The sequence below is a fragment of the Streptomyces sp. DSM 40750 genome (assembly GCF_024612035.1).
Lineage (GTDB): Bacteria > Actinomycetota > Actinomycetes > Streptomycetales > Streptomycetaceae > Streptomyces.
The window spans coordinates 6,904,701-6,920,898 of record NZ_CP102513.1 but is presented as its reverse complement, the minus strand read 5'-3'; the positions used below and the strand labels follow the sequence as shown (position 1 = coordinate 6,920,898).

Genomic DNA, 16,198 nt, shown 5'->3' with positions numbered 1-16,198 from the left:
TACGTCCTCAGATGGCGCCCCCGCGTGGGTGGTTCGGCCCCGGCGGCGGCCAGGTCGGACATGTCGATCCGCCCGCGCTGTGGCGGGCGACGACGGTCCAGGCGTGCGGCCTGTGGCCGTTCGCGGCGGGCTCCGGCGCCCCGATGACGGGCGTGCCGCTGGGCCAGCACCTCCACACGGGCGCCACGGTCTGCGGTGACCCCATCTCCTGGTTCACCCGCGCCCGTTACATCTCCAACCCGTCCCTCTTCATGCTCGGCATGCCGGGCCTCGGCAAGTCCACGCTGGTCAACCGGATGCTCATCGGCATGGCGGCGACCGGTATCACCCCGCTGGTCCTCGGCGACCTGAAGCCCGACTACGCCGACACCGTACGGGCGTTGGGCGGCCAGGTGATCTCCATCGGGCGCGGGGTCGGCGGCATCAACGTCCTCGACCCCGGCGCGATGGGCGAGGCGGCGGCGCGGATCGGCGGCGAGCGGGGCCGGATACTGGCGGCGGAGGCGCACGGCCGCGTCCTGAACATGGTCGCCGCGCTGATCACGATCGTCCGGGGCCGCCCCATGGACGACCACGAACAGTCCGTCCTCTCGGCCTGCCTGCACCACCTCACGGCACGTACGAAGCCGGGCCGGCCGCCGCTGCTGCCCGATCTGCTGAAGGTGCTCGACGAGGGCCCGGACCGGGTCCGCGCGGTCACTCTGGACCGGGGCGACGTGGCGCGGTACCAGGAAGCGGTGGACCCGCTCCACCGCTCACTGCTGGGCGTGCTGGACGGCCCGCTGGGCGACACCTTCGCGTCCGAGACCTCCACCCGCATCAACCCCGCCTCGCCCGCCGTCTGCGTCGACATCTCCCGCATCGGCGAGGCGGACACACAGCTCACGGCGGCGGCGATGCTGGCGGCGTGGTCGGACGGCCTCGGCACGGTGGCGGCCGCCCACGCTCTCGCCGACGCGGGCCTGGCCCCGCAGCGCTGGTTCTTCACGGTGCTGGACGAGTTGTGGCGCCCTCTGCGGGCCGCCTCCGGCATCGTCGAACGCATCGACGCGCTCACCCGCCTCAACCGCTCCCTCGGCCTCGGCGACGCGAAGATCACGCACACGTTGAAGGACGCGGAAGCGCTGGGCAGCGAGGCCGACCGGGCGAAGGCGCGCGGCTTCGTCGAGCGCGCCGGGATGGTGGTGTGCGCCGGCCTCCCCCGTAATGAGATGAAGGAACTCGGCGAGATCGTGGGGTTGTCGGAGCGGGAGATCGACCTCGTGTCGTCGTGGTCGTCGCCGCCGGGCTGGGCCAGCACGGGAGGAAACGAGGAACCGCCGGGTCGTGGGCGCTTCCTGATCAAGGTGGGCGGGCGGCCGGGGATCCCGATCAAGGTGTCGATCACCGACACGGAGAGGGATTTGCACAACACGAACACGAGGTGGACCCCGAAGCCGACGCTTTCGAAGACGGGGCGCCCATGAGTTCGGGGGGTGCAGTTTTCGGGCGGGTGCGGGTGGGTGGGGGCTGGTCACGCAGTTCCCCGCGCCCCTGAAAAGCAGGGGCTGCGCCCCTTGCTTTTCGGCCCGCAGGGCCGTCTTTCAAGGGGCGCGGGGAACTGCGCGAGCAACCACACACAACCCGCACCCGCCCGACAACCACACCCCCTAGCTCTGACGCGCCCAGGGGGTCGAAGGGGCACCGCCCCTGGGGATGGTGGGGGCACCTCCCGCTCGAGCGAAGCCGAGAGTGGGGGAGGGTAGGGGCGGCGGGGGCGAAGAAGGAAACGCAGATCAACCAGCTGACGGGGGAACAGACATGGCCACACGCAAGCAACAACACACCACCGCCGACGACCTCCTGCCCTGGATCGTCCCCGGCGCCGCCCTCCTCATCGCCACCCTCTTCCTCGGCGCCTGGCTGGGCGGCACCCTGGCCGCAGCCCTCACCGGAACCGGCTGGGACCCACCTCCCTTCACCCTGGAGACACTGAAGACCCTCGTGACGGACGGCCCGGCAGCCGTATGGCCGACGACGTCACCCGGCGCGATCACCGTGGGCATGGGCACGGTCTTCGGCGCCACCCTCACCCTGCTCATCATCCCCGTCGTACTCATCCGCCGCCGAGGCGGAAAGCCCACCGGCCTGGCCGGCCGCCGTGAGCTCTCCGCCCTCCTCCCGAAGGGCGCCGCCACCCGGGCCCGCCAACTCCGCCCGTCCCTCCCCGAGTCGGGCAAACTCCCCCCGGACGACACGGGCAACCTCCTCGGCAACCTGGAACCCGGCGGTCCGGAACTCCGCAGCAGCTACGAGGACGTCGAGCTGGACCTGATGGCCCCGAGGGCCGGCAAGTCCACCGGCATCGCCGTCCCCCGCGTCCTGCGCGCCCGCGGCAGCGTGCTGCTGACGTCGAACAAGGCGGACGTGTACAGCGTGACCCGCGCGGAGCGCGAACACGCCGGCACGGTGTGGACGTTCGACCCGCAGGGCATCGCGCACACCCCGCGCGGCCTGTGGTGGGACATGCTCGCCGACGCGGCCACCATCGAGGGCGCCCGCCGCCTGTCCGGCCACTTCGTCGGCGCGGTCAACGACGACGCCTCCAAGCGGGACTTCTGGATCTCGGCGGCCCAGAACACCCTCACGGCCCTGTTCCACGCGGCCAACCGAGGCAAGCGGCAGGTCGACGAGGTGCTGGCGTGGCTGGCGGACCCGGCCGACCGTACGCCGGTCGACCTGCTCAGGGACGCGGGCATGGCGGCCCTCGCCGACCAGCTCCAGGGCACCGTCCTGGGCGCGGTGGAGACCCGGGACGGCATCTATGAGACAGCCCGCCAGTGCGTGGCCTGCCTGCTCGACCCGACGATCGCGGCCTGGGTGAGCCCGGACCCGGACCTGCCGCAGTTCCTGCCCGAGCGGCACGTCCTGTCGTCCGACACGCTCTACCTGCTCTCCAAGGACGGCGGCGGTTCGGCGGCCGGTGTGATCGCCGCGTGCGCGGACTCCGTACTGCGCGCGGGAGTCGTGGCGGCCGAGCGGATGGGCGGCCGCCTGGACCCGCCGATGACGGCCGTGCTCGACGAGGCCGCGAACGTCTGCCGTATCTCCGACCTCCCGGACCTCTACTCCCACTTCGGCTCGCGCGGTATCAACGTCGTGACCCTGCTGCAGAGTTACCGCCAGGGCACGCGGGTGTGGGGGGAGGCCGGGATGGACGCGCTGTGGGGCGCCGCCACCATCAAGCTGCTCGGCGCGGGCCTGGACGACGCGGACTTCGTGGAGAAGGTCTCGCGGCTGGTCGGCGAGCACGACGTGTCCACGGTGAGCTACTCGCGCGGCAAGGACGGCCGATCCCGCTCCACCTCGTACCGCCTCGAACGCATCCTCCCCGCCGACCGTATCCGCGCCCTCCCCAAGGGCACCGCCCTCCTCCTCGCCACCGGCGTCAAACCCGCCCTCGTCCGCCTGCGCCCCTGGTACGCCGAACCCGGCGCCGACCGCATCGCACGCGCCGCCCAGGCGGAGGTCAAGGCCATCACGGCCCGGGCGGTGGAAGGGATCGTCCGATGAGGCCACGCGCGGAACCCGAAGCACTCGCAGAGCTCTCCGGAGGGAGCACCCGATGACCACCACGACCACCACCGTCGAACAGCCCGGCCTCGAACAGCCGCTCCCCGCCGCCCCGCCGTTCATCCTCTACCTCGACGGCGCCGAGTACGCCGACGAGATGAACGCGCTGGCCGTCTGGGTCGGCGATCTGCTCCTCCCGGTCTACGGCCGTGAGGTCACCTCCCAGCAGCCCTGGTGCCCGCGCTGGTGGGAGCACCTGGAGGCGGTGGCCCGTCTGCACGCCCTCTGGCTGGCCTGGCAGGAACTCACCGACCCCACGGCCGGCGCCTCGGGCCCGGCGGTGTGGCACCGCGACCACCTCGGCCCCGTACTCGCCGAACTCCGTTCCCCCAGCGGCCCGTTCGCGGGCTGCAAGGCGGGCGCCCACCGAGCGAAGCAGCCGCCGACCGTGGAGCCGTACGGGACGGGGTCCTGAGCCGGCAACCCGCGAAGTCCGACCAGTTCGAGAGAGCCATGCAGCCGCCGCAGCCCTTCCCGCCATCCGATTCCCCCCTCTCCGACTGCCTCACTCCCGGCCCCCGCCCCCTCGACTCCCTTCCACCCGGCGGCTTTCCGATCCTCTCGGCCGAGCGGATCGCCGCCGGCGTACGCGCTCGCGAGGTCCTCGCCGTCGACGTGGTCGCCGCCGCCCTCGCCCGGATCGAACGGGCGGAGCCCACGCTGTGCGCGTTCGTGGAGGTGTGGGCGGAGGAGGCGTTGCGGCGGGCGGCGGAGGTGGACGAACAGGTCGCCGCAGGGGTACGGCTGCCGTTGGCCGGCGTGCCGATCGGGGTGAAGGGCCGGTCCGGGCTGCGTACGGCGGCGGCGCGGGCCCTGGTCGCGGCCGGCTGCGTACCCGTGGGGGCGACTTCCGTGCCCGGCCCCGGCACCCCCTGGCAGACCTGGGGCCTCGGGTCCGGCGGCCGGACCGTCAACCCCTGGCGGGCCGACCGGACCTCGGGTGGCTCCTCCGCCGGGTCCGCGGCGGCGGTGGCCGCGGGCCTGGTGCCGATGGCGACCGGCACCGACGGCGCCGGCTCGGTACGGATCCCGGCCGCGTGGTGCGGCGTCGTCGGCCTCAAGACCACGAACGGCCGCCTGCCCTCCGCCGACCGTACGGGCCTCGCGGCGGCCGGCGTTCTCACCCGCTACGCGTCGGACGCGGCGGCGTACTGGCGCTGCGTGACAGCGGCGGGAGACGCACAAGGTGCGGGAGACGCGGAACGTGCCGGAGACGCGCAAGGTGCGGGAGACGCGGGACGTGCCGGAGACGCGCAAGGTGCGGGAGACGCGGGACGTGCCGGAGACGCGCAAGGTGCGGGAGACGCGGGACGTGCCGGAGACGCGGGAGGTGTCGGGGCGGAGCAAGACGGACACGAGGAGCCGGACGCAGCCGGGACAACCGGGCCGCCTGGGCCGACCAAGGCAGCCGGAGCAACACCGGCAGCTGGGTCAGCCAGGACAGTGAGGCCGACTGAGATGGCTGGGGCGACTGGGGTCGCTGGGGCCACTAGGGCGACTAGGGCACCCGGGATCACGGGAGCTGCCGGGACGACCAAACCCACCGGGGACGCCCCACCCCCCGTCACCGCCGTCTGGTCGGCAGACCTCGGCTTCGCCGACACCGACCCGGAACCCGCCGCGATCGCCCACAGCGCCGCGCTCCGCCTCGCGGACACCGGTCTCGTACGGCTCGCAGGACTCGTACGGCCGCCGGTACGGCAGGAAAAGGCACCCGTACCGCAGGAAAACCCTCCCCACCCGCCCGTGGAGCGGACGAATCCGCCGCGCTTGGAGGACCCCGGCCCTGGCTGGCTCGCCCTCCGCTCCGCGCCCGACACCGACCCGGCAACCCTCCGAGCCGCCCAAGAACTCCGCGCCGAGAACGACCGGCGGCTCGCCGCCCTCTTCGCCGGGGCCGACCTGCTCCTGACCCCCACCACTCCCAACGCCCCGCACGGCCACGAGGGCCCCGGCGAGCGCTACTCCACCGCCCTCACCTGGGCGTTCAACCTCAGCGGCCACCCGGCCATGAGCATCCCGGCCGGCTTCGACTCCGACGGCTGCCCGGTCGGACTCCAGCTGGTGGCCCGGCACGGCGAGGAGGACCTGTTGCTGCGCGTGGCGCGTGCCGCCGAAGCCGCCGAAGCCGCCCGGGCGTATCCCCACCGAGAGCACCGGGCGTACCCCGACCGAGAGCAGGAGACCTCCGCATGAGATGGACCGTCCACGGCGAACGCACGATCCACGACACCCCCTGGGTGCGGCTGCGCTCGCTGGACGTCGAGCAGCCCGACGGCACGCGCGGCGACTACCACGTGGTCCGGCTGCGGGACCTCGCCGTCACCGCGGCCGTCGACGACCGGCAGCGGGTCTTGATGATGTGGCGCCACCGCTTCGTCACCGACACCTGGGCCTGGGAGCTGCCCATGGGCCTGGTGGAGGACGGGGAACGGCCGGAGGAGGCGGCGGCGCGGGAGTTGGAGGAGGAGACGGGGTGGCGGCCGGGGGCGCTGCGGGAACTGCTCTGCGCGCAGCCGGCGGCCGGAATCACCGACACCCAGCACTTCGTGTTCCGCACGGACGACGCCCGACGCATCGGCGAGCCCACGGAACGGAACGAGTCCGACCGCCTGGAGTGGATCCCGCTCACCGAGATGCCGCGCATGATCGCCCGCCGGGAGATCGTGAGCAGCGCGACCCTGGTCGGCGTCATGGCTCTGCTTCTGGAACTGCCGCCGCCGACCGACTCGGCCGGACCCGTCTGAACCACATGCCCCCTGGCATTCACATGCGTGCACATATATTGTGCACGCATGTAATCGTCCCACCGCGTATCCGCACGCCATGACCGCGTATGACCGCGTATCCGCACGCCGAGTGCCCGCACTCCAGGTGCCGCACGCCGAGTGCCGCACGCCGCGTGCCCGGACAGCCACATACCCAGGGGGACCCCATGACCCGCCGCTTCCTCTTCGTTCTCGGCAGCAGTCGGCCGGACGGCAACACCGAACTGCTGGCCCGCGCGGCCGCCGAGCAGTTGCCCGACGACGTGCAGCAGCACTGGCTGAGCCTCGCGGAGCATCCGCTGCCGGACTTCGAGGACCTGCGCCACGACAGCGACCATGTACGGCCGGAGGGCGACAACAGGGCGCTGCTGCTGGATGCCACACTCGCGGCCACGGACCTCGTGATCGCGTCGCCGCTGTACTGGTATTCCGTATCCGCCCACGTCAAGCGCTATCTCGACCACTGGTCGGGCTGGCTGCGCACGCCCGGCATCGACTTCAAGAAGACGATGGCTGGCCGCACCCTCTGGGGCGTCACCGCGCTCGCCCACGCCGAGGAGGAGGTCGCCGAGCCCGTCATCGGCACGCTCAACAACTCCGCCGCGTACCTGGGCATGCGCTTCGGCGGAGTCCTCCTCGGCAACGGCAGCAAGCCCGGCGACGTACTGCGCGACACGGCGGCCCTGACCCGAGCGAAAACGTTCTTCACCGAGGAACCGCCGTACGCGCGCTTCCCGTACGACACGGAGGAGACCGCCGCCTGATCCGTATCAGGCGTGATGCCGTACACGTAATGCCGTACACGTGACGCCGTACGCCGTACACGTGAGGCCGGCACGCGCGATGCCCTACGCCGTGATGTCCTTCGCCGTGAACCGTGCCCAAGCCGCCGACCCGAACACCGCCGCGTACACGGCCTGGAGGCCGAAGTTGCGTTGGAGGTCGTCCCAGTAGATCGGCTCGCGCATCAGGTCGGCGAAGGAAAGCCAGTAGTGGGAGAAGAAGTACGGGTGGAGGGCGTCGAGCTGGGGGATCTGGTCGAGGATCTGGATGGTGATGAGGAGGCCGACCGTCGTCGCCATCGCGGCGATGCCGCTGTTGGTGAGGGTGGAGATGAAGAGGCCGAGGGCCGCGATCCCGATGAGTGACGCGGCCACCGCCAGCGCGATCAGCAGCGCCCGCAGCAGCCCCTCGGCGAAGCTGATGCGTGTGCCGGAGATCGTCATCAGATCGCCGAGAGGGAACAACAAGGCCCCTGCGGCCAGCGCCGAGGCCGCCACGACGAGGGTGGCGACCAGGCAGAAGGTCATGGTGGTCGCGTACTTGGTGAGCAGCAGCCGGGTCCGGCCGGCCGGCGAGACCAGCAGATAGCGGAGGGTGCCCGCGTTCGCCTCGCCCGCGATCGCGTCCCCGGCGATCACACCGACCGCCATCGGCAGGAAGAAGGGGAGCGTCGCGGCCAGCGCCGTGAACACCAGGAACAGCCCGTTGTTGCTGATCTGCGCGATGAACGCGGGCCCACCGCCACCGCCACCACCGCCGCCGCCCGGTCCACCACCCGACGACCCGTCGCCCGTCTCGATCTTCACCGCGATCCCGACGAGGATCGGCACCGCCGCGAGCACGGCCAGCAGCGCGATCGTCCGCCACCGCCGGAACGTGGTCACCAACTCGCTGCGGAACAGCCCGAAGGTCCAGAGGAGGCTGGGCGTACGGGCGGCTGGTGAAGCGACTTCGGACGTCACCTCTCGCTCGGCTCCCTCGGCCTCACCGCCGGACGTCTCAACCCGCGACATCGAAGCCCTCCCCCGTCAGCGCCACGAATGCGTCCTCCAGAGAGGCCCGTTCGAGGCCGAAGCCGCGGACGCGGACGCCCGCGGTGACAAGTGCCGCGTTCAGCTCGGCGAGATCGCGGTCGGGCGACGGCGGTTCGGCCGTCACCCTGCCCCCCTCGTCGGCTCTGCCCCCGTCGGCCACGACCACATCTCCGATCCCCTGCTCCTTGAGCACCCGGGCAGCGTCCGCCGTGTCGGGGGTGGTGACGACGAGGCGTCCGCGCGCCCCGGCGGCCAGTTCGCTCACCGGCCCCTGGATGATGAGCCGCCCCTGGGCCATGACGGCGGCATGGGTGCACACCTGCTCGATCTCGTCGAGCAGGTGGGAGGAGAGGAAGACGGTGGTGCCGTCGGATGCCAACTCCCGTACCAGGGCCCGGATCTCCCGCATGCCCTGTGGGTCGAGCCCGTTGGTCGGCTCGTCGAGGACGAGGAGGCGGCGCGGCTGGAGCAGCGCCGCGGCCAGGCCCAGCCGCTGTTTCATGCCCAGCGAGTACGCCTTCGCCTTCTTGCCGGCGGCTGCCGTGAGCCCGACCCGGTCGAGCGCGGCCGCGACCCGCGTACGCCGGGTGCGCGGGTCGGCGGTCGGGTCGGCCGAGTCGTAGCGGATCAGGTTGTCGCGGCCGGAGAGGAACCCGTACAGCGCGGGTCCCTCGATGAGCGCGCCCACGTGCGGGAGCACGGTCCGGACGGAGCGCGGCATGGGCCGGCCGAGGACCTGTGCCGTGCCCGAGGTCGGCTCGATCAGGCCCATCAGCATGCGGATGGTGGTGGTCTTGCCCGAGCCGTTCGGGCCGAGGAAGCCGAAGACGCTGCCGCTGGGAACCGTCAGTTCCAGGTGGTCCACGGCCACCTGGCCGCCGCGGAAGGTCTTGGTCAGCCCCTGGGTGTGGATGGCTGCTGCGTCGTTCATGGCTCCCCTCGGGTACGGCCGGTGGGCCGGGACGGCTGCCTCGCCGTCCCGGCCCACCGGCCAGGCGTCGCTACTTCGCCGCGTTGGCCGCCTTCACCAGCGCGTCCTTGGTGACGGCACCCGCGTACACCTTGCCGTCCTCGGTGAAGAGGACGTTGATCAGCCGGGTCTTGAAGACCGTACCGGAGCCGAACTCACCCTTGACCTGGTCGCCGAGGGAGTTCAGGAACCCGTCGACCCGGGCGTCGCCGGTCGCGTCCGAACCGCCGCCGGTGGGCATGCCGCCCTCGGCGCCGCTGTCGAACTCGGCGATGGTGCTCCAGCCCTTGCCGATGGTCTTCAGCCCGTCGAGCCCGCTCGCGAACTCCTCCTCGGAACCCTCGGAACCCTTGGAGCCCTTGAGTCCCTTGCCGTCCTTGGACGCCTGGTTCTTGTCGGACTCGTCGAACGCGGAGTCGCCGAACCCGGACTCGTGGTGGCCCGACTTCTCGACCTCGTCGGCCTCGGTGACCTTCGCGCCCTTCGGCGGGGTGAAGTCGAACGTCGACGCGCTCGGCTTGCCGAAGTCGACCTTCGTGAAGCCCGCGTCCACGACGGCCGCGCCGCCACTCGTCGGGGTGAGCGTGAACTTCAGCGGCAGCCCCGTCTTCGCGTCGACGGCGATCGAGATCGCCCCGACCGTCGAACCGGACTGCTTCGGCTTGATCACCAGCTTGTACGCGTCCCGCCCGGCGACCTGCGCGGTCCCGTCGACGGTCACGGACGTGGTGTCGTCGACGGCCTTCAGGGCCTCCTCGGCGAGCTTCTGAGGCGTGGCGGGCACGTCCTCGGCGGTGTCGGGCGCGTCCTTGCGGGCCTCGCCGTCCTTGCCCTCGTCGCCACCGGTCGCGTGGTACACCTCGTTCGAGGCGCTGTCGTACGCCCACAGGTCGTCGCCGTTGTGGATGACGCTGTACTCGGCGGCGTCGTCCAGCAGCGACAGCTTCTGCTTGTCGGGGCCGTCGGCGGCGACCCGCAACGTGTGGGTGCCGGAGGCCAGTTCGAGGAGCTTGGCGGAGGGGTCGGCGGCCGAACCGCCGTCGCCCCCGGAGGGCGCCTGCGAGGCGAGGCCGCCCGCGAGACCGCCCAGGTCGGGCAGGCCCAGATCCGTGGTGATCTTCACCGTCCCGGACACCTGCTGGACGTCCGAGGCGGCGATCTTCTCTATGAGTTCCTGTGCGCTGATCTTCGGCAGATCGGGGTCACCGGAGCCGGCGAAGGCCGGGACGAGCCCGATGGTCGCCGCAGCCACGCCCAGCACGGTGACCGGGACGACGTACCGCGCTGTCTTGCGTCGCCGTGCCGAGCGCGTCTCCTCGGCCTCGGCCGCGAGCGCGGCCGCGTCACCGGCCCGGGCGCTGTCGTCGGTTTCGTACGGTGCCATGTTTGCCTTACCTCCGTCGTCGGCGGCGGCGTCTACTCGGAGCCGCCATTCTCACCCGAATCGGTGAGGAGTGGTGATACCCATCTGACCAAATCGGCCGACAGGAATCGTCAGACTCGGGACTCAACTCGACGTACTGCTACGGGATGACATGGCCGACCGCATGGGATGACATGGCGAGGCGGGGCCTCCCCGAACCCGTAGGGGTCAGCCTGGGCGGCTGAACGCGTAGGGGTGGCCGGGGCGGCTGAACCCGTAGGGGTGATCGGCCGGGGCGACGCCGCCGACGGTGTCGAGCCGGAGGATCTCCACCGTGTTCGCCGGCAGCCCGCGGTGCTTGCCGGACGGGGGCCCTGAGATCCAGCTCGGACGCGATCCACTGCCGCGAGCGGAACGGGGAGTTGGGTGGTGCGGCCGCTCCAACTCGACCTCACCGGAGACGGCTTGACCAGGCATCGTCATCCGAACGGGCGACCTCGCTGCTTGTCGGGGCCGCGCCAGGTCACGGCAACGGACACCTTGTCGCCCCGAGGGGTCTGGGGGCACAGCCCCCAGGAGGCCACGGCAACCCGGGTAGCGTGGCGACGGCCGCGGCAGCCTAACCGGCCCGGTGCACCACCGCGTCGCACAGCTCGACGAGCGCCGCCTTCGCGTCGCACTCCGGCAGCGGCGCCAGTACGGCCCGTGCCTCCTCCGCGTAGCGGATCGTGTCGCGGCGGGCCTGCTCCAGCGCGGGGTGGACGCGCAGCCGGGCCAGGGCCTCGGCGTGGCGGGCGTCGTCGGTGAGGTCGGATTCGAGGAGCTCGCAGAGGGCGATGTCATCCGGCAGCCCCAGCCGCCCCGCCCGCTCACGCAGCCGCAGCACCGGCATGGTCGGCACACCCTCACGCAGATCCGTACCCGGCGTCTTGCCGGACTCGTGCGAGTCGGAGGCGATGTCGAGGACGTCGTCCGCGAGCTGGAAGGCGACGCCGAGCCGCTCCCCGTACTGGGTCAGCACATCGACCACGGTCTCGTCGGCCCCCGCCATCAGCGCGCCGAGCCGCCCGGCGACCGCGACCAGCGAGCCGGTCTTGCCACCGAGGACGTCGAGGTAGTGCTCGATCGGGTCGCGCCCGTCGCGCGGCCCGGCGGTCTCCAGGATCTGCCCGGTGACCAGCCGCTCGAAGGCCTCGGCCTGGATACGGACGGCGTCGGGTCCGAGGTCGGCGAGGACGTGCGAGGCGCGGGCGAAGAGGAAGTCACCGGTGAGGACGGCCAGGGAGTTGTCCCAGCGGGCGTTCGCACTGGGCACGCCGCGGCGCACCTCGGCCTCGTCCATCACGTCGTCGTGGTACAGCGTGGCGAGATGCGTCAGCTCGACCACCACGGCCGAGGGCACGACACCCGGCGCGTACGGGTCGCCGAACTGCGCCGCGAGCATCACCAGCAGCGGCCGGAACCGCTTGCCGCCCGCCCGCAGCAGATGCTGGGCGGCCTCCTGGATGAAGGGGACCTCGCTCTTGGTCGCCTCGAGCAGACCTTCCTCGACGGCCACCATTCCGGCCTGGACATCGGCTTCGAGAGCCTGGTCCCGCGCGCTCAGCCCAAACGGCTCGACGACGGTCACGAGGGTTCTCCTGTCTGCTGACGTCTGCTGACGGTCACACGGTCGGTCTAGGTCGGTCTCACGGTCGATGACAAAGTTTGTCGATCTGTCGCTGCCATCACCCGAGTCAGCGTATCCGGTCACCTTTCGATCACCACGAGCGCCCACGGGTTCGCCCCGAGTGGTATGGGATCGCGCGCTCCATATTCTTGATCAACTGATACGCGCCGATATCCACCGACGCGCGTACGGCTCGGGCGCGCGACGGGTACCCGCTCCGACCCCGCAGACGCCCACCCGCTCCACGGTCGGCCGAATCGCGCCCGCACCCCACCGGTTCCCGCCCGCGTACGCCTCCTCCACCCCCACACACACCCTCCGCTCGGCCCGAGTTGACCGATTTACGTCTTATCTCTCACTTCACCCGACTCATCCCGTGAGTTGGGTCACCCGCCCATCGCGCCACCCTCTCACCCCACCCCGCTGACTTTCCCTTTGCGGTAGGCAAGTTGAGCCACTGTACGTATCCGCAGCAGATGGGCGGATCCCATCAAAGTCAAGGTCAAATGGACCAACCCGCCAAACCGGGACTTGTTCCCGTCGTGTGCTCTCGCATACGTTCACACCCCGTCCGGACGGACCGCCGAATCCTGCCGCCGCCTCGGACGCCCCATCCATTCACCACTCATCCACGCACGGCAGGAGCGGGGGACCCAGGTAAGCCGCCGGTCCGACTTTCCCAGCGGACCGGCTAGGGGTGAAGCCGAGCGCAGTACGCCCAGCGGACGCGGCACGCACAGCGACCGCCGGGACGACGCGCACGGCCGGGCATCTCCAGCCCGAACCCGACAGCTCACCTCGCAGGCGACGGAGAGGAATCCGCCATGCCCGCACGAGGCAAACACCGCCGCCCCAGAAGCAACGCGTTGACCCGTGGCATCGTCGCCGCCGGAACGGGCGGGGCCGCACTCGCCCTCCCGCTCACGCTCGCCACGACCGCGAACGCCGCCACCCCGACCCAGGCCGCCGCCTCCGTACAGTCGGCCCCGCAGTCCGCGCCGGTCGCGGCCAAGTCCCCGACATACACCGTGGTCTCCGGTGACACGCTCTCCTCCATCGCCCGGAAGCACGGCACGAGCGGCGGCTGGCAGCGGCTCTACCAGGCCAACCGCGCGGCCATCGGCGACAACCCGGCGCTGATCCGCCCGGGGCTGAAGCTGACGCTGAAGGCGGCGAAGCCGTCCACCGCCTCGAAGCCGTCCACCGCCTCGAAGGCCTCCACGGCCACGCAGGCGTCGGTCAAGACGTACGCGAACAACCTCGACGGCTGGATCCGCGAGTCGCTGGACATCATGGGGCAAAAGGGAATCCCCGGGACGTACAACGGGATCCACCGCAACATCATGCGCGAGTCGTCGGGCAATCCGCAGGCCATCAACAACTGGGACTCCAACGCCGCCGCGGGCACCCCGTCGAAGGGCCTCCTCCAGGTCATCGACCCGACGTTCGCCGCGTACCACGTCTCCGGCACCGCGTACGACCCCTACGACCCGGTCGCGAACATCACGGCGGCGTGCAACTACGCCGCCGCACGGTACGGCTCGATCGACAACGTGTTCGGGGCCTACTGAGCCTCCGGCTCCTCCCTGTTCCCCTGCGCTCCCCTGTTTTCCTCCGTTTTCCCTTGTTTTCCTCTGTTCCCCTGGGCCGGCGGGCCCAGGGGAACAGTCGTTCATGGGAAGAGCTTCTCCAGGACCACCGCGACTCCGTCGTCCTCGTTCGACAGGGTCACCTCGTCGGCGACGGCCTTGAGTTCGTGGTGGGCGTTGGCCATGGCGACCCCGCGCGCTGCCCAGTCGAACATCGGGATGTCGTTGGGCATGTCGCCGAAGGCGATGGTCTCGTCGGGGGTCAGTCCGAGATGCTCGGCGGCCAGGGCGAGGCCCGTCGCCTTGGTGATGCCGCATGGCTGGAGTTCGACGGTGCCGGGCCCCGACATGGTGACCGTCGCCAGCGAACCGACCGCCATGCGCGCCGCCGAGGCCAACTCGTCGTCGGACAGATAGGGATGGCGCAGAAGCACCTTGCTGATCGGCTCGCACCACAGGTCGTCCCGGCGCGGCACGCGTACGGCGGGCAGCGTGGGGTGCGGCATGAGGTAGCCGGGCTCGATCAGGGTGAGGCCGTCGACCCCGTCCTGGTCGACGGCCGCGTACACCTGTCCGACCTCGGCCTCGATCTTGCCGAGCGCGGTCTCGGCGAGTTCCCGGTCCAGGGTGACGGACCAGAGCAGCCGGTCCGCGCCGGTGTCGTACAACTGCGCGCCCTGCCCGCACACCGCGAGCCCCCTGCTGCCGAGGTCCTCCAGCAGCGGGCGCACTCTCGGCGCCGGCCGTCCCGTCACCACGAGGTGCTGAGCACCGGCCCCCGTGGCCCGCGCCAGCGCGGCGAGGGACCGGTCGGAGAGCGTGTCGTCACTGCGTAGGAGCGTTCCGTCCAGGTCAGTGGCGATGAGTGAATATGCGGTGGGTGCGGCCATGATCAGAGAATACGGATGCCGCGCCCCATCGGTTCGACGCGAACCGGACGACGTCCGACACCCCGACAGCCACACCGCCCCCGTATGTCAACGCCCCTTTCCCGAACATGGGTTCACCGGTGCGATCTGGTCCGCGCCCCTTGAAATGGCCGCAGGCCTTGAAAGGGGCGCGGGGAACTGCGCGACCGGCCACGAACCACCCGCACCCCGCGACGCGCCGCCCCACCCGAGCTCACCCCGGGATCAACTCACCCATGCGCCGCCGCAAGATGCCGAGCCAACCGAGGCGACGCGAACTCGGTCCCGCATACGAACCGCATCACCGGCCCGTACGAAGCCGCCGCCGGCAACCCCGTGAAGTACAACCCCGGTATCGACGACCGGAACCCGGGGCCGAGCACCGGCGTCCCCCGGCTCACCCCCAGCTCCGCACGCAGCTCGTGTCCGAGGAAGCCCATGGCCCCGAGGTCGACGCGATACCCCGTGGCGGCGATGACGTGGTCCGCGCCCAACTCCTCCGTGCGGCCGTCATACCCACGCAGTACCAGCCGCGGGCTCCCGTCGATGACCCCGGCCCGCACCACCCGGGCGACCTCCCGCACCTCCACCCGCCCCTCGAACCGCTCGCGCAACCACCACGCGCCCAGCGGCCCGAGCACCCGGCGTACCAGGAAGTGCCGGGTGGCGGCGGGCAGGTACCGGTAGGGGTGCGGGTAATAGCTGAGCGCCCACAGCGACCAGGCGCGCCCGAACGGCGACTCGGGGCGCAGCCTCGGCTGCTTCCATGGGGGTGCGCCAAAGGCCACGGCCCCCCGCCCACGCGCGGCGACCCGCACCCGCGCGCCGGCCTCGGCCGCCAGCACCGCCGTCTCCAGGGCCGACTGGCCGGCGCCCACGACGATCAGCTCCTTGTCCTTGAACCGGCTCAGATCGGGGTGCTGGGAGCTGTGCGAGACGGGCCCCGTGGGGCTGGGTCCGTCGACGGCCGCACCCGACAGCTCGGCCGGCAGATGCGCCAGCCCGAACAACCCGCTCGCCACCACGACGGCCCGCGCGGCGAACAACTCCCCCGAGTCCAGCTTCAGTTCGAAACCGCCGCCCTTGCTCCGGTCGACGGACACCACCCGCACCCGCTCCAGCTCGGGCACGAGCCGCTGCTGGAACCACTCCCCGTACGAGACGAAGGTCTCGACCGGGATGATGTCCTCGTCGCTCACGAGCCGCCGGATGCCGGCGGCGTCGCAGTAGTCGGCCAGGGTGTGGCCGCGCTGCGGGGCGTCGATGCTGGACGCCGCCGGGGTCGACTTCAGCTGCATCCCGGCGGGCATGTTGTCCCGCCAGCTGACCATGGGTTCACCGAAGACACGCACCGGAATGCCGTGCGCCCGCAGATGCGCGGCGGTGGACAGGCCGAACGGCCCAGCACCGATGACCGCTACCGGTTGAATCACGAAGTCCCTCCCCAGGACGCGATGTGCCTACTTCGTGGGTTTCACCTGATCACCGCATGGGCGTCGCCC

14 protein-coding genes, 1 pseudogene and 1 riboswitch are annotated in these 16,198 nt (G+C 71.4%); of the genes and pseudogenes, 8 read left to right on the top strand and 7 right to left on the bottom strand.

The window, feature by feature from the left end:
- Positions 1 to 11 precede the first annotated feature (11 nt).
- The 7 genes and pseudogenes from JIX55_RS30865 to JIX55_RS30840 all read left to right on the top strand — a co-directional run bounded on the left by JIX55_RS30865 (position 12) and on the right by JIX55_RS30840 (position 7,144).
- Positions 12 to 1,466, top strand: a complete 1,455-nt coding sequence (locus tag JIX55_RS30865) for an ATP/GTP-binding protein (protein ID WP_257569540.1) — start codon at positions 12 to 14, stop codon at positions 1,464 to 1,466.
- A 334-nt stretch (positions 1,467 to 1,800) separates the two neighbouring features.
- Entirely contained in the window at positions 1,801 to 3,552 is a 1,752-nt protein-coding gene (locus JIX55_RS30860) for a type IV secretory system conjugative DNA transfer family protein (protein WP_257566511.1), read from the top strand.
- Positions 3,553 to 3,604: 52 nt separating this feature from the next.
- On the top strand, positions 3,605 to 4,027 hold the full coding sequence (locus JIX55_RS30855) for a DUF4913 domain-containing protein (RefSeq protein ID WP_306820046.1): 423 nt from the start codon (positions 3,605 to 3,607) through the stop codon (positions 4,025 to 4,027).
- Positions 4,028 to 4,185: 158 nt separating this feature from the next.
- Positions 4,186 to 4,779, top strand: a pseudogene (locus tag JIX55_RS51535) (amidase family protein); the annotation flags it as partial.
- A 291-nt stretch (positions 4,780 to 5,070) separates the two neighbouring features.
- Positions 5,071 to 5,808: an amidase family protein gene (locus tag JIX55_RS51530; protein WP_443046731.1), complete on the top strand. Its 738-nt coding sequence runs from the start codon at positions 5,071 to 5,073 to the stop codon at positions 5,806 to 5,808.
- Complete coding sequence (locus tag JIX55_RS30845; protein WP_257566509.1) at positions 5,805 to 6,359, top strand: NUDIX domain-containing protein; 555 nt, start codon at positions 5,805 to 5,807, stop codon at positions 6,357 to 6,359. The genes JIX55_RS51530 and JIX55_RS30845 overlap by 4 nt, the downstream gene beginning before the upstream one ends.
- A gap of 188 nt (positions 6,360 to 6,547) precedes the next feature.
- Complete coding sequence (locus JIX55_RS30840; RefSeq protein ID WP_257566508.1) at positions 6,548 to 7,144, top strand: flavodoxin family protein; 597 nt, start codon at positions 6,548 to 6,550, stop codon at positions 7,142 to 7,144.
- Between the two features lie 84 nt (positions 7,145 to 7,228).
- Here JIX55_RS30840 and JIX55_RS30835 read toward each other — a convergent pair whose 3' ends face one another.
- The 5 genes from JIX55_RS30835 to JIX55_RS30815 all read right to left on the bottom strand — a co-directional run bounded on the left by JIX55_RS30835 (position 7,229) and on the right by JIX55_RS30815 (position 12,160).
- Positions 7,229 to 8,176 (bottom strand): ABC transporter permease, encoded by a 948-nt coding sequence (locus JIX55_RS30835; protein ID WP_257566507.1) that lies wholly within the window; start codon positions 8,174 to 8,176, stop codon positions 7,229 to 7,231.
- Positions 8,163 to 9,128 carry an ABC transporter ATP-binding protein gene (locus JIX55_RS30830; RefSeq protein WP_257566506.1) on the bottom strand — a complete coding sequence of 322 codons (966 nt, stop codon included), beginning with the start codon at positions 9,126 to 9,128 and terminating at the stop codon, positions 8,163 to 8,165. Before JIX55_RS30830 ends, JIX55_RS30835 begins: the two co-directional genes overlap by 14 nt.
- A gap of 70 nt (positions 9,129 to 9,198) precedes the next feature.
- The gene (locus JIX55_RS30825; protein ID WP_257566505.1) at positions 9,199 to 10,551 is read right to left on the bottom strand and encodes a LolA family protein; all 1,353 of its coding nucleotides are present in this window, start codon (positions 10,549 to 10,551) and stop codon (positions 9,199 to 9,201) included.
- A gap of 207 nt (positions 10,552 to 10,758) precedes the next feature.
- Complete coding sequence (locus JIX55_RS30820) at positions 10,759 to 11,013, bottom strand: hypothetical protein (protein WP_257566504.1); 255 nt, start codon at positions 11,011 to 11,013, stop codon at positions 10,759 to 10,761.
- A 136-nt stretch (positions 11,014 to 11,149) separates the two neighbouring features.
- A complete protein-coding gene (locus JIX55_RS30815) occupies positions 11,150 to 12,160 on the bottom strand; it encodes a polyprenyl synthetase family protein (RefSeq protein ID WP_257566503.1) in 1,011 nt (336 codons plus the stop codon).
- 651 nt (positions 12,161 to 12,811) lie between these two features.
- Positions 12,812 to 13,019, top strand: a riboswitch (cyclic di-AMP (ydaO/yuaA leader).
- A 4-nt stretch (positions 13,020 to 13,023) separates the two neighbouring features.
- On the opposite strand from JIX55_RS30815, the gene JIX55_RS30810 reads away from it, so the two are divergent.
- Positions 13,024 to 13,770 carry a transglycosylase SLT domain-containing protein gene (locus JIX55_RS30810; RefSeq protein ID WP_257566502.1) on the top strand — a complete coding sequence of 249 codons (747 nt, stop codon included), beginning with the start codon at positions 13,024 to 13,026 and terminating at the stop codon, positions 13,768 to 13,770.
- Positions 13,771 to 13,871: 101 nt separating this feature from the next.
- Here JIX55_RS30810 and JIX55_RS30805 read toward each other — a convergent pair whose 3' ends face one another.
- Both JIX55_RS30805 and JIX55_RS30800 read right to left on the bottom strand, forming a co-directional pair.
- Positions 13,872 to 14,678, bottom strand: coding sequence for an HAD family hydrolase (locus JIX55_RS30805; RefSeq protein WP_257566501.1), 807 nt, complete (start codon positions 14,676 to 14,678; stop codon positions 13,872 to 13,874).
- Between the two features lie 248 nt (positions 14,679 to 14,926).
- Positions 14,927 to 16,129 (bottom strand): NAD(P)-binding domain-containing protein, encoded by a 1,203-nt coding sequence (locus tag JIX55_RS30800; RefSeq protein ID WP_257566500.1) that lies wholly within the window; start codon positions 16,127 to 16,129, stop codon positions 14,927 to 14,929.
- Positions 16,130 to 16,198: the final 69 nt, after the last annotated feature.

Excerpts from the sequence above, each read along its gene's own strand:
- JIX55_RS30865 (WP_257569540.1), top strand. The coding sequence starts at position 12 with ATGGCGCCCCCGCGTGGGTGGTTCGGCCCCGGCGGCGGCCAGGTCGGA.
- JIX55_RS30860 (WP_257566511.1), top strand. The coding sequence starts at position 1,801 with ATGGCCACACGCAAGCAACAACACACCACCGCCGACGACCTCCTGCCC.
- JIX55_RS30855 (WP_306820046.1), top strand. The coding sequence starts at position 3,605 with ATGACCACCACGACCACCACCGTCGAACAGCCCGGCCTCGAACAGCCG.
- JIX55_RS51530 (WP_443046731.1), top strand. The coding sequence starts at position 5,071 with ATGGCTGGGGCGACTGGGGTCGCTGGGGCCACTAGGGCGACTAGGGCA.
- JIX55_RS30845 (WP_257566509.1), top strand. The coding sequence starts at position 5,805 with ATGAGATGGACCGTCCACGGCGAACGCACGATCCACGACACCCCCTGG.
- JIX55_RS30840 (WP_257566508.1), top strand. The coding sequence starts at position 6,548 with ATGACCCGCCGCTTCCTCTTCGTTCTCGGCAGCAGTCGGCCGGACGGC.
- JIX55_RS30835 (WP_257566507.1), bottom strand. The coding sequence starts at position 8,176 with ATGTCGCGGGTTGAGACGTCCGGCGGTGAGGCCGAGGGAGCCGAGCGA.
- JIX55_RS30830 (WP_257566506.1), bottom strand. The coding sequence starts at position 9,128 with ATGAACGACGCAGCAGCCATCCACACCCAGGGGCTGACCAAGACCTTC.
- JIX55_RS30825 (WP_257566505.1), bottom strand. The coding sequence starts at position 10,551 with ATGGCACCGTACGAAACCGACGACAGCGCCCGGGCCGGTGACGCGGCC.
- JIX55_RS30820 (WP_257566504.1), bottom strand. The coding sequence starts at position 11,013 with ATGACGATGCCTGGTCAAGCCGTCTCCGGTGAGGTCGAGTTGGAGCGG.
- JIX55_RS30810 (WP_257566502.1), top strand. The coding sequence starts at position 13,024 with ATGCCCGCACGAGGCAAACACCGCCGCCCCAGAAGCAACGCGTTGACC.
- JIX55_RS30805 (WP_257566501.1), bottom strand. The coding sequence starts at position 14,678 with ATGGCCGCACCCACCGCATATTCACTCATCGCCACTGACCTGGACGGA.